This window comes from Desulfovibrio sp. MES5 (assembly GCF_002237645.1).
Lineage (GTDB): Bacteria > Desulfobacterota > Desulfovibrionia > Desulfovibrionales > Desulfovibrionaceae > Desulfovibrio.
In genome coordinates this window covers 1-12717 of the sequence record NZ_MJUZ01000019.1, presented here as the reverse complement: position 1 = coordinate 12717, position 12717 = coordinate 1, and the positions used below count along the sequence as shown (strand labels likewise).

The 12717-nt window shown below is 59.5% G+C and carries 10 protein-coding genes; 4 read left to right on the top strand and 6 right to left on the bottom strand.

What is annotated here, in order from left to right; genetic code table 11:
- Positions 1 to 36 precede the first annotated feature (36 nt).
- Together BCS36_RS06455 and BCS36_RS06450 are read left to right on the top strand one after the other, a co-directional pair.
- Entirely contained in the window at positions 37 to 666 is a 630-nt protein-coding gene (locus BCS36_RS06455; protein WP_291302083.1) for a DUF47 domain-containing protein, read from the top strand.
- Positions 659 to 1663 carry an inorganic phosphate transporter gene (locus tag BCS36_RS06450; protein WP_291302082.1) on the top strand — a complete coding sequence of 335 codons (1005 nt, stop codon included), beginning with the start codon at positions 659 to 661 and terminating at the stop codon, positions 1661 to 1663. Before BCS36_RS06455 ends, BCS36_RS06450 begins: the two co-directional genes overlap by 8 nt.
- 592 nt (positions 1664 to 2255) lie before the next feature.
- Here the strand turns inward: BCS36_RS06450 and BCS36_RS06445 are convergent.
- The 5 genes from BCS36_RS06445 to BCS36_RS06425 all read right to left on the bottom strand — a co-directional run bounded on the left by BCS36_RS06445 (position 2256) and on the right by BCS36_RS06425 (position 9259).
- On the bottom strand, positions 2256 to 2474 hold the full coding sequence (locus BCS36_RS06445; RefSeq protein WP_179979951.1) for a TraR/DksA family transcriptional regulator: 219 nt from the start codon (positions 2472 to 2474) through the stop codon (positions 2256 to 2258).
- Positions 2475 to 2601: 127 nt separating this feature from the next.
- Entirely contained in the window at positions 2602 to 3807 is a 1206-nt protein-coding gene (locus BCS36_RS06440) for an aspartate aminotransferase family protein (RefSeq protein WP_291302081.1), read from the bottom strand.
- Positions 3808 to 3875: 68 nt separating this feature from the next.
- Entirely contained in the window at positions 3876 to 4400 is a 525-nt protein-coding gene (gene dut / locus BCS36_RS06435) for a dUTP diphosphatase (protein ID WP_291302109.1), read from the bottom strand.
- Positions 4401 to 5243: 843 nt separating this feature from the next.
- Positions 5244 to 5915 (bottom strand): adenylate kinase, encoded by a 672-nt coding sequence (locus tag BCS36_RS06430; RefSeq protein WP_291302080.1) that lies wholly within the window; start codon positions 5913 to 5915, stop codon positions 5244 to 5246.
- Between the two features lie 146 nt (positions 5916 to 6061).
- Complete coding sequence (locus BCS36_RS06425) at positions 6062 to 9259, bottom strand: AsmA-like C-terminal region-containing protein (RefSeq protein ID WP_291302079.1); 3198 nt, start codon at positions 9257 to 9259, stop codon at positions 6062 to 6064.
- A 120-nt stretch (positions 9260 to 9379) separates the two neighbouring features.
- Here BCS36_RS06425 and BCS36_RS06420 point away from each other — a divergent pair, with 120 nt between their 5' ends.
- Positions 9380 to 10402 carry a glycosyltransferase gene (locus BCS36_RS06420; protein ID WP_291302078.1) on the top strand — a complete coding sequence of 341 codons (1023 nt, stop codon included), beginning with the start codon at positions 9380 to 9382 and terminating at the stop codon, positions 10400 to 10402.
- 6 nt (positions 10403 to 10408) lie between these two features.
- Here the strand turns inward: BCS36_RS06420 and BCS36_RS06415 are convergent, their stop codons facing one another.
- On the bottom strand, positions 10409 to 10918 hold the full coding sequence (locus BCS36_RS06415; protein ID WP_291302077.1) for a hypothetical protein: 510 nt from the start codon (positions 10916 to 10918) through the stop codon (positions 10409 to 10411).
- A gap of 86 nt (positions 10919 to 11004) precedes the next feature.
- Here BCS36_RS06415 and BCS36_RS06410 point away from each other — a divergent pair, with 86 nt between their 5' ends.
- Positions 11005 to 12411 carry a radical SAM protein gene (locus BCS36_RS06410; RefSeq protein WP_291302076.1) on the top strand — a complete coding sequence of 469 codons (1407 nt, stop codon included), beginning with the start codon at positions 11005 to 11007 and terminating at the stop codon, positions 12409 to 12411.
- Positions 12412 to 12717: the final 306 nt, after the last annotated feature.

Sequence of the window (12717 nt, the reverse complement as noted above, 5' to 3'; positions counted from 1 at the left end):
GGTCATGCGTGCGTGTACCGATCCCAAGGAGAAAGGATGTTTCCAGCGCTGTTGCCTAAATCCGCACCGTTTTTCGCCATGCTGGCAGAGCAGAACAGTCTTCTGCGCCGCATGGCGGGCCTGCTGGTTGAAATGCTGGACGATGTGTCCAATATGGATCGTATCCATAAGGAAATAGCCTTTCTGGAAGAAGAGGCGGATGTGCTGCACAGTCAGATCATCCGCGACCTTACACAGACCTTCATCACTCCCATCGACCGTGAAGACATCCTGCGCATCAACCAGGAGCAGGAAGAGTGCATGGACTGCCTGCACAGCCTGAGCACCCGTCTGCACATCTTTGAGTTCACACGCATACGTTTTCCCGCGCTTCAGATGGCCCGCACCATCAGCGCCATGCTGGACATGAGCCGTCTTATGCTTGAGGGGCTGACCCACAGGCGCGACTGTCACAAAACCCGCGCCTTCCGCAATCTGCGGGGCGAGTGCGACATGTTGCTGGCCGTGGGCCTGGCGGAACTGCTGGACGAACAGCAGGAAATCACCGTGTCTCAAATCATGCAGACACTTAAATGGAGTCAGGCCTACGAACGCATGAGCATCTTGCTTGAGCAGGTCAATGCCCTGGCGGAAACCATTGAAGAAGCGGTGCTGAAAAATGTTTGATATTCCTGTGCTGCTGGCGCTCATCGTGCTGGTGGCGCTTATTTTTGACTTTACCAATGGCGCGCATGACTGCGCCAACGCCATTGCAACGGTCGTGTCAACCAAGGTGGTCACGCCGCGCTTTGCCGTGGGGGCGGCTGCCCTGCTCAATCTGGCTGGCGCGCTGCTTGGCACGGAAGTGGCCAAGACCCTGGGCAGCGGCATAGTCCTGCCCCAGGTGGTTGAGGGCAGTCATGTGCTTGTTCTGGCGGCCCTTGTGGGGGCCATCGTCTGGAACTGCATAACGTGGTATTTCGGCATTCCCTCGTCTTCGTCCCACGCGCTCATCGGCGGGCTTATCGGCGCGGCTGTGGCTGACGCCGGGTTTGGCGCGCTCAACGGCAAGGGGATTATCGACAAGGTGCTTATCCCGCTGGTGGCTTCGCCATTGGCGGGTTTTTTTATGGGCTATCTGATCATGTGGATCATCTACTGGTCGTGCTCGCGCATGTCCCGGCGAAGGGTCAACGGAGCCTTCAGGCGGTTGCAGCTGCTGTCTGCGGCCTTTATGGCCACCAGTCACGGCCTGAACGACGCGCAGAAAACCATGGGCATCATTACCCTGGCGCTGCTCATTTTCGGCAAGATCGACGCGGTAGAAGTGCCTTTGTGGGTCAAGCTGTCCTGCGCCGGGGCCATGGCTATGGGCACGGCGGTGGGCGGCTGGAAAATTGTGAAGACCATGGGCCACCGCATTTTCAAGCTGGAACCCGTGCACGGTTTTGCCGCTGAAACGTCGGCATCTCTGGTCATCACCGGCGCCTCGATGATGGGCGCGCCTGTGAGCACCACGCATACCATCACGGCCTGCATTTTTGGCGTGGGTTCCACCAAGCGGCTTTCGGCCGTGCGCTGGAACGTGGCCGGAAGCCTGCTCACGGCCTGGGTGCTGACCCTGCCAGCGGCGGGCGTCGTTGGTTTTGTGTCTTACTGGCTGCTGCATTTTATCTGGAACTAGAGGAGGTTACGAATAAAATAACGTGGCTGCTCTGCAAGGATTTTTCTGAAAATCCCCGCCGTGAATTGCGTTGGCAGCCCCTTGCCAAAAGTTATGGAAGAGCCCCGGCCAACTGGCCGGGGCTCTTCCATTTTGCGTCAAACGGCCATTGGGGCCGATGGCGCAGAGCGTTTTTGCGTGTCGCTCGCGGCAGCATTCTGATTATCCTGACGGGATACGCGCGAAAACCAGGAAGCCGCATTCTTTGCGAGGGCATATTTTCTAGATGGTCGCTTGGGAAAAAACGTCAAAGCCCGGGCCATCCCTGTAATCGCCCGAACCCCAGTAAAGGTTTTAAGGGGTGGGGGCGTGGGGTCCTTTTGCAAAAGGGTTCCTCCCCCACAGGGCCTTTCACACGCCCCCCTATCTGTCAGGTGGCCACCATATGCGTTCTCCCCCCTACAAGGCCTTTCACACGCTGACAGGTCATGAGGCGCGACAAAACATCCGGCGCTGTGCCCGCCAGAAAAAGGGCGAGCATCAAGACCAGGCGGCAGCCAAAAAAAGGGCAACGGGGGCGGCAGGCCCTGTCGCTAATGTCGGGGAGGGGCGGCTAGTCGCCGCTTTCGCGTTCTTCCTGGCAGGCGCGGCACAGGCCAACGCCGGGAAGGGCCTCAAGGCGTTTCAGGGGGATGGGTTCGCCGCAATCACGGCAGCAGGCTACACCGTCGATCATTTCCGGGCCGCCGCGGTCAATGGCGGCACGGGCCCGCATGAGAGCGGATTCCCTGTCCAGGCGCTCCAGTTCTGTAGCTTGATCAAAAACGTCCATGGCGTCTCCTTGTCAAAGTAAGCGGCAACCCCGCCGGAGCGGGGTTGCCGTACTAATCGTCATCGATTTTCTACGCAGACTATTTAGTCCACAATTATTTTTCTGTAAAGCCCCTGAAAGCGCTTTTTCAGGCGGGAAGACCACTCAGAATATCTTCAAGGGCCTGCATGAAGGAATCAAGGTCGGCTTTGTCGATATTCAGGGCGGGCAGAAGGCGCAGGGTCACGCCGTGGCTCAGGTTGCAGATGTAACCCCGGCGCAGCAGTTCTTCCCACACCGGTTTGCCGTCCACGGCAAGTTCTATGCCTATCATAAGGCCCATGCCGCGAACTTCCTTGATTTTGCCGGGCAGGCGATCCTGCATGGCAGCCAGTTCGCGCTTGACATGCGCGCCCAGGTTGGCGGCATTGTCAGCCAGTTTGTCGCGCAGCAGTATTTCCACAACCTTGGCTGCCACGCCTGAAACCAGCGCGCCGCCGCCAAAGGTGGTGGCATGACTGCCGGCTTCAAAGCCGCAGGCCACGGCATCGGTAGCCAGTATGGCCCCCATGGGCAGACCGTTGGCCAGGGATTTGGCAATGCAGATGGCGTCGGGCGTCAGCCCATAATTCTGGAAAGCCCAGAATTTGCCCGTGCGGCACAGCCCAGCCTGCACTTCATCGCACATGAAGAGGACATCACGCTCGCGGCACAATGCTTCAAGCTGGCGCAGATAATCGCCGCACAAGGGCACCACGCCGCCCTCGCCCTGCACCACTTCCACCAGGACGGCGGCGGTGGCGGGAGTGATGGCAGCCTTCATGGCCTCAAGGTCACAGGCCGGAACCTGTTTGAAGCCATCGGGCAGCGGCGTGAAGCCGTCACTGAGGTTTTCACGTCCTGTGGCGGCCAGCGCGCCGAGGGTACGCCCGTGAAAACAGCCTTCAAGCGTGATGATTTCATAGGCGTCGCGCTGTTTGATCTTGCGCATGTAGCGACGGGCCAGCTTGATGCACGCTTCATTGGCCTCAGCGCCGGAGTTGCAGAAAAACGCCTTGTTGTGGTGGCTTGTGGACAGCAGCAGACGGGCCAGTTCAAGCTGTTCATTCTGGTAAAAAAGATTGCTCACGTGCCAGAGTTTTTCAGCCTGGGCGGTCAGGGCCGCGTTGACCTCGTCGTTGCAGTGCCCAAGGCCGGTAACGGCGATGCCAGCCAAAAGGTCCACGTACTCTTTGCCGTCAACATCCCACAGTCGCGCGCCTTTGCCTCGGACCACAGCCACGGGATAACGGCTGTAAGAACGACAGAGCAGGCTTTCTTCCCCGGCTTTGACGGCAGCAAAGGCTTGTGACATGGACGGACTCCTTTTCTCGATGAACATATGGTGTTGAGGTGATGTACCGATGTTTCGGTACGGCGTGATCAGCGCCCTGTGTGGCCGAAACCGCCGGATCCGCGTTCAGTGGGAGCCAGCTCCTGCACTTCGCGCCAGCGTGGTCGCATAAAGGGCTGAAAAATGAGTTGGGCAATGCGTTCGCCATTGGCGACGCGGCGTTCCTGCCCGGAGGTGTTCAGAAGAACCACCAGAATTTCTCCCGTATAGTCGGGATCAATGACGCCGACGCCCTGGGCGACGGTCAGTCCGTCGCGCGCGCCAAGGCCGCTGCGGGAATAGACAAAGCCGGCAATGCCGGCTGCGCGGGGCTGCACGGCAATGCCTGTGCCGATCTTGAGGCGTTGACCGGGAGCGATAACCGCTTCTGCCTCTTTGTCTCCATCCAGGCAGGCGCGCAGGTCAAAGCCCGCGGAACTGCTGGTGGCAGGGGCAAAAAAATCGTCGCCGTCCTGGGCGTAAAGCTGACGGGCCGCAGGGCGGACAAAGGCCACGTCCACAGTGCTGTCAGCCTGCGCCGCGTCGGGCAGACCGAGCACGTCATCCAGCAGCATGGACGCGCTTTTGGCAAAGCCATTGGTGTTTTGTGAATTGCTCATGGCCGAGTAGTAGCGCAGCTTGGGCTTGGGGGCAAGCACGCCGTGCGCCCCAGCCCCGCAATGCCAAAAAGGCGCTACTGCAATGGGAGCGCTGGCCTTTGAAGTGTTTTGTGGGGGAGGGACCCTTTTGCAAAAGGGTCCCTCCCCCACGCCCCCACCCCCGAAAACTTTTGTACGAGAGCGAAGCACGCCGCAAGGCGCGTGGATTTTGCCTAAAATAGCATTCTTTGGCTTAACGAAAATTTTGAAATGTAAAGCAGTTCAAAATTAACCTGCTCTGGTTTGCCAGAGTAGGTTACGGATGAAACGAGCTAAGTGCTCTGCAGGGATTTTCCTTAAAATTTTTGCCACGAAATGCGAGCAGGCAGGCTTTTGCCTGGCATAAGCGGGCATTTCAAGCGTTAAATTGAACGGGCAGTCTGCAGATGCTGTCGCTATACGTAAGCGGCAAAGACTTGCTAGCGCCTACCGCAAACCGCATTTTTGGCTGGATGAAAACTTTGAAGTGTAGAGCTGTTCAAAATTAACCTGCTCTGGTTTGCTGCTGGAGCATTTGTACGGTGAACGTGCGCGGTTCGCGTTGAAAGGGGCTCCTGCCTTGCGGCTGGAGCCCCTTTTCCGGCGCTGAAGCCGGTGTTTCCTGTGGGAACGGGTAAGCGCGCCAACGGGAATATGGTCTTTTATCTCCAGGGTGGTCAGGGTTTGGGTGGCAGCGGCATCCGCGCTGCCCGAAACCTGCCCCCACTGCCCGAAACGCATCCGCTCAGGCCGAACTGTGGTAAAAGACCTCCGCTGGCTTTAGGCCAGTTTGGACAGCAGGGTTTCCTTGATGGATTCGATGCTGCCTTCACCGTTCAGTTCAATGTATTTGGTCTTGCCTTTAGCAGCGAGATCCTTGAAGAAATACGCGGCGGCCAGGGTGCCGTCGGTGGTGTTGTAGTAAATGTCGTGGCGCTTGTTGATGGCGCCCTCGTCCTGGTCGTCGGAACGGCTGGAGAGCTCGCCGCCACAGACGCGGCACACGTCGCCATTGGGCTTGATGGCCTCAATGAAGATGTTGTTGGGGTGGTTGTTGTTGTTTTTGCACAGGCGACGGCCCATGATGCGGTTTTTGGCGACTTCGCGCGGCAGCAGGATTTCCACCACGTAGTCCAGACGCATGCCTTCTTTGTTGAGGGCGTCCCACAGTTTTTCGGCCTGCACCATGTTGCGCGGGAAGCCGTCCAGCAGCCAGCCGTGCTGCCCTTTGGTCTTCAGGGTTTCAAGCACCATAGGAATGGTGATGTCGTCAGGCACGAGGTCGCCACGGTCAATATAGGCCTTGGCTTTTTTACCCAGTTCAGTACCGCCGCCGATGTGTTCACGGAATATGGCGCCGGATTCGATGTGGGCGAGGTTATACTTCTGCTTGATAAGGTCGCCCTGGGTGCCTTTGCCGCTGCCGTTGGGTCCGAAAATCAGAATATTCACCGTTACTCTCCTTGGCGGAACCGCAATTTTGGTTGTGCAAAAAAGAACACGCAATGAACCTAGCCCCTACGACCGCTTCTGTCAACGGGAGACAGGAAGAATAGTCGACAGGGCGTTTGGGCTTTATGCCCAAACTTGCTTATCTGTCAGCGAAAGAGTTTCCACGTGCCTTCGAGAATACCGCCGAGCACATCCACAAATCCTTTGGTAATGTCGCCAAGGGTGTTCAGTATGAGCGTGCCCGCGCCAATGGAGGTTTTGGTGTTGCTCAGGCTGCCGTAAAGCCGAAGGGGAAAGTCTGGAACGTTCTTCATGCTGACATCGAAATTGCAGTCCAGGGTCTCACTGTTGAAGTTGATCCAGCCGCCGCCGGAAACTTGCAGCCCCGGCCCCTTGAGATAAAAATCACTACTCCGCGCCACGCCATTGGTAATGTTCCCTGACGCGCCCGAAGCGGTAATCATCGTGGGTTTGCCCTTGAGCTTGCCCTCCGGCGTTCTGTGCTGGAAGGAGCCGTTGAGCACCTCGATTCTCCATTTGCCGTTGAGCAGGGCGGGCAGCTGGTCCGGCCCGGTGAGGTTGCCGTGCACCTCAGAGTGGATGGAGCCCCTGCCGGTGAGGGCGGCTGCGCCGCCTCTGGCATTGCTGGCGGCTGTCAGGTCAAAGTCGTTGATGGTGAGGGTGTTGGCGAAGCTGAAGCCCCTCGTGAAGTTGATGGAAATCCTGCTGATGATGGGCGCGCCGTAAAACTGGCCGGTAATGGAGTCGGACGTGAGCTTGCCGTTTTCAAGTTTGTACTTGGTGCGCAGGTTTTGCACCGTGAAGCGCATGGCGGTGAGCCTGTTGACGCCAAATTCGCCAGAGGCGCGGAAGTTGCGCATAAAGCGCAAATCCCAGGGTTTGCCCCCTGACGCGCCGGATTTTTCCTCATTGGCCTTCATATAGCGGTCAAGGTCGAACTGGTCGGCGTTGAGCTTGAAATTGAGGCTGACCTGGTCGCGCCAGTCGATGTTCAGTGTGCCGGTGACGCTGCTCTCATCCAGTTTGGCCCGGATATCCCGCAAAGAAAGGGAATTGGGGTCGCCCCTGAAGCGGGTGTCCATTTCAATGCTGCTAAAGCCCTTGGGCATGTTGATCTTGCCAAGGCCTGCCAGGCGCAGGGTACGGGCCATGTCGGGGCTGTAGGCCGAAACCTTGCCCTGCCACGAAACCCCCTCCGAACCGGCGATAAAGCTTGCCTGCCCGTGGGCCTCCACGCCCAGCGCATTGAAATGCCCCTCGGATACCGAAAATTCATTGCGGGCCGACTGGCCGCTGAAGCGGCCTGAAGCCTGCACATGCACCCCTTCGGGGTCGAATGAGCGCTCTGCGTCCATACGCAGCGAAAACGAGCCGGGCAGATTGGTGAAGTCCATCTGCCCGCCGTCGGCCCCGTCGCCGCTGAACCACAGCCTGCCGTTGATGTCGGTTGCCACGTCCAGCCCGGCGGCTGCCATTGCCGCGTTCCATTGCCCCTCAAGGCCGAGCTTCTGGCCGTCCCAGGCCGCTGTACGCACCTTGAGGCCGATGTCCAAGACGGTAAAGGCGAACGCAGTTTTTTTGCCGCCGCTGATACGGGGCGGCGCGCGCAGAAAGCCGTTTTCAGCCCTTGCGGTGATGCTGCCGCGCAACTTGCTCAAAAAGACATCCAGTTCGCGCCCCTGGCTCATGATGTCCACGTCGGCGCGCAGGCGTCCGCCCCCAACGGGCATGACCTTGAGGTCTTTGCCCAGGTTTTCGCCATTCACGTCGCGCGCTCGCAGACGTATGGAGTAGGGCGTGCTCTTGTCGCCGCCAAGGATGGTTTCGCCCTTGACGTTGCCGCCGTAAAGCTTGCCTTCCACAAGCAGCAGTGTGTCTTCGAGGCGGCTTTGGGCGTCGATCAGGCCTTGCCGGATAACCACAAGGGCGTCATTGATGGCGATGGGGCCGTAATCCACCTTTCTGGCGGCAAGGCGGATGTTGTAGTCCACGCCGATTTCACCGGGCATGAGGGGCGCACCCGGCATGGGAGTGAGCGGGCCGTATTCGAATTTGGGCTCTTCGGGCTGGTCGCCCACCGCCTCGGGGATGGCGCGGCCAAGATTGACGTTTTCGGCGAACAGATCAAGGGCCACTTCAGGCTTGCGCCAGTCGGCCACGCCGCCCGTGCCTGTAAACCGGCTGCCCGCAGCCGTCACTTCAATATGCGATACGCGCAGACCGGCTGCGTCCATGTCAAAAACAAGCAGCCCTTCCGAAAGCTCGTCCAGGGCCAGTTGCAGCCCGGGGGCCAGATTGCGGGCAAAGCCCAACCAGCGCGTGAGGCTTGCGCGGTGCAGTTGCAGGCTGCCTTCAAGGGTGGGGCCTGCGGGGCTTTCAATCTGCACTGCGCCGTCAAAGCTCACACTGTCCGGCCCAAGGGCCAGTTGGAGCTTGTTCAGGCTGACCTCGTTCAGATTGGCGTGCCGCCACGCTGCGCCGCCCGCGAGCTTGAAGGGAATGTTTATCCCGTCCCTGGCGATGGAGCCGCCAAGGTCGGCGGCAAGGGTAAGGCCCTGTTTGCCAGGGATGATATCGGGCGTCAGGTTGAAAGAAAATTTTAGTTCGGGCAGCCAGTCCGGGAGGCGCAGCACGCCGCTGCACGCCATGCGGGGGCTTTTGCCCAGGGGGTCGACAAGGCTGGTCTTGCCGTCCACATTCAGGCTCTCCAGCCGCATGGGCTGGCCATCGGCGGGCACAAGCGTGGCGGCGGCCCATGAGAGGTTGCCCGCAATGCTGTCGCCCGGTTTGGCTTCCAGGTCGCACTGCGCCCCTTCAATGAGGAGGCTTGAGTCGTCGGCTCCACGGATGCGCAGTTCGCCCTGCTGCACCGCAAGGCGACAGCGCCCCGGCAATGCCGCAGCCCCGCCGCTGCCCGAAGCGAGCAGGCTTTTCAGCTCCATGCCGGGGCTGAGGGCCACGGGCACGGTTCCTTCCACACGGGGGCGCAAAAGGGAGACATTGCGGGGTTCAAAACGCCCTTGAATAAGCGCGGCAAAATCGGGCCGCAACGTGGCATAGGCTGCGGTAAAATGCCAGTTTTCGCCTGTGACGGTCACGTTGCTCACGGCCAGGGCGGGTACGGGCAGAAGGGCCACGCTGACGGCGTCCACAGAGATGGACAGCCCGGTACGGGCGCTGAGTTCTTCGATAAAATGCCCTGCGAGGGCTTCGGGGTTGCGCTGCAACAGGTAAAAGGCCCCCGCCGTCAGGCCGGACAGCAGGAGGAAGAGCGCCAGGAGGATGCGCGCGAAAAGGCGTAGGCGGCGGGCATTCAGAAGCATGTTGCAGTCTCTCGTCTTGACGCGGCGAAGCGTCAAGGCTAGGTTTCAAACCTATTGTATCTTGTCTTTATTGGCAACTGTACGACATGCAAAAGACTTTCTGACAGTTACCGGAGGACCATGCAGCGTATTTTATGGCTAGGCAGCCCTTTTTTCGGTGTTGAACTGCAAGCCGGCGGCTGGCAGGACGTGGTTCTGCACAACTTTGAGGACGAACGCATATTCGGCTGGCAAGACCTTGTGCGTCTGGCGGGATTTGTGCCCGACGTGTTGGTTGTTGGCGATAACAGCCGCCCGCCCTTTGTGCTCGGCGTTGAAAAGTTCCCCTGCCTGACTGTTTTTTACAGTGTGGATTCGCATATCCATAGCTGGCAGCCTTTTTATGCCCAGGCTTTTGACGCCTGCATGGTTTCCCTGCGTGATGACATTCCCCAGTTTCACGCGCCGTTTCTTGGTAAAGACAGGGTCTGGTGGTCGCCGCCCTTCGCCTGGGCGCAGGATCAGCCCGACCCGGACGCGCAGCCCGTATGGGACTGTCTTTTTGTTGGCACAGTTTCGGAAAACACGCCCCTGCGTTCAGAATTTTTGCGCGTCCTTGGCAGTCAGCTCCCCGGTCTGCATGTGGCCAAGGGGAACTACAGGCGGCTTTTTCCTCAGGGGCGGGTGCTGCTTAACCATTGCGAGCGCGGCGACCTGAACTTCAGGGTTTTTGAGGCCCTTGGCTGCGGCGGCTGTCTTGTGACGCCCCGCGTGGGGCACGGTTTTGCCGAGCTTTTTGTGGACGGCGAACACCTTGTGGGCTACGCGCCCAACGATGTGGGCGACGCCCTTTTTCGCATAAAATTTTTGCTGGAGCACCCTGACGTGGCGGCCCACATTCGCGCCACAGGGCTGGCCGAGGTCAACGCGCGCCACCGCGCGGTTCACAGGGCTCAGGCTTTTACCGATCACATCTGCGATCTGTGGACCTACGGGCACGAAGAACTTGTGGCCCGCCGCATTGCCAGAAGCGATGTTGTGCTTGAACAATGTCTCAAACTGCTCTATCTGCACTGGGCCGAAGAGTGCGTCTGCCCTGACATGCGCAGGGCGTATCTCGCTGCGGCCAGGGGCTGCTACGGTCTTGACGGCCCGGAGGCCTAGAGCCGTTTAGTGCCGGGCCGCGCTTTGGGCCCCATCCATAGGGTCAAAATGCAGATCCAGCGCCGGGTCAACAGCTGGCGCGCCAGCCGTGCGCGGCGTTTGGCCCTTGCCGGCAGGCGGGTCAAAACTCAGGTGCAGCAGGGGGTCATTGCCAGTGTCGGCGACGGGCTCGGCTGCGCGTGCCGTCAGCCTGGCGGCCCGCGTCTGGTGGCGCGCAGTCTCGTACGGGTTCGAGTCCATATCCAGCGCGGTTTCCGTCGAAAAAGCCGGGACGGCATAGTCCTGCTGCTCGGTGGCGTCGTTGACGCCTGCATCGGCGACGCTCAGATCCGCAGCGGGGGGCTGGCTGCCGTCCAGATAGTCCAGGCGTGATTCCAGGGCGCGCAGCATCACCCGCAATTGGGCGTGGTCCTCGCGCAATTGACGCACCAGCTTTTCCTGGCAGCGCAGCATGTAGACAAGGACGGCGAGAATGCCGAAAAAACACAAAAAAATGAAAAGCATTATGGAAAACATGAAGGGCCTCCAAAAGTACGGGCCGGGATCGCCCGGCCACGTTGGGCCGTTATATACGTTCACCCCCGCCGGGGCAAGGAGCATTTATGGCCGCGCAGCATATTGAGCCGCATCTTGTCATGGCGGACGAGCAGGGCAATATTTACGATGACGAACGCCTGCTCATGGTCTGTCGCAGAGGCGCGCAGTGGGGGCTGCCGCGTCCTGACGAACTCATGCCCCTGCCGGAAGAAAGCGAATTTTTTCTGCTGCCTGGCCGACAGGCGGTGGGGCTTGATCCCGAGACGGGAGAAATAGTGCCGCCCGAAGGCGAGGCCCAACTGGCCGTGGCGGCCTTTGCCTCCCCCGCGCACACGCTTTCAGCGCATCCTGCCTATGCCAGCAATCCCGACGCGCCCCTGCTGCCCCTGTTCGCGTATGGGGCCATTGGCTTTGCGCGTGGGCGTTTTTATATCTGCGCCCGTAAGGTCGATACGGACCAGCGCCAGGTTTTCAACCGCATCCCGCGTCACCGCATAGAGCAGGGCGCGCGCAGGCTGCTGCAGGACTATCCCAAGAACCGCCTTGTGCGGCATATTCTGGATAACTGCGTGGCACGCTACGACTGCCCGGCGGCGCGAAACTTCGCCCTTGGCCGCTACGAAGCGCCCCTGCCTTCGTCGCGCTCCTGCAATGCGCGCTGTGTGGGCTGTATTTCCGCCCAGGACAAGGATTCTCCCGTGGCGGTGACGCCCCAGTGCCGTCTGGCCTTTACGCCGGAACCCGCAGAAGTGGCCGAGGTCATGCGTATTCATGCCGGGCGCGAAAGCCGCGCCCCCATTTACTCCTTTGGGCAGGGCTGCGAGGGCGACCCCCTCATGAATCCCGACCTTCTTGAGGAAAGCATAAAACTGTTCCGTTCCGGTGGCGGTTTGGGAACCATCAACTGCAATACCAACGCCTCACGGCCCGACGCCGTGGCCCGCCTGGCCGACGCCGGGCTCACAAGCATGCGCGTGAGCATCAACAGCGCGCGCCCTACACTGTACGAACGCTATTACCGTCCTGCGGACTACAGCCTGAACGATGTCTGCGCCTCCATACGCGAGGCGCGAAGCCGGGGCATTTTCGTGTCGCTGAACCTGCTTTTCTTTCCCGGCATTACGGATACCGAAGAAGAACTGGAAGCCCTGGCGCGTATGGTGGGCGAAAACGGCGTCAGCATGATACAGTGGCGCAATCTCAATATCGATCCCGAGTGGTACTTTGACCTTATGAAGCGGGATATGGAAGACGGGGGCAAGCTTGAGCTTTCGCCAAGCATGGGCCTGACGCAGTTTATGAAAAGGCTGAAAAAGCTCTGCCCCTGGCTGCGCCATGGCTACTTCAATCCCTATGTGGGAGAAAAGGCGGAACTGACGGCCCCCATGCCCGGCGTATGGAGCCTGCCGGAACCCCGCGCCAAGGAAGGCGCTCTGGCCCCTGGCGAAAGCGCTGAAGCGGCTTTAGAGTAATTTTATTTTGAAATGCCTTGTGGGGCGGGCCCCTTTTGGACCAGATAAGCTTTGAAATGCTTTACATTTCAAAGCTGTCATTCAGCCGAAAATCGCATTTTCGGCTGAATCCACGCCACGTTGTGGCGCGCTGCACGAGAGTGCAGCGTTAGAGCATTTAACTTTGCAAAGTTAAATGCCGCGGTTTCAAGTTCAAAGTGCAACACCCAGTCCTTGGGTATTGGCGTCTTCTAAAAAAACTTCATAGGGTGTCTTAAACCCAAGGCATTTTCTAGGCCGCCAGTTCAAGCGGCACATTGCCGCTAT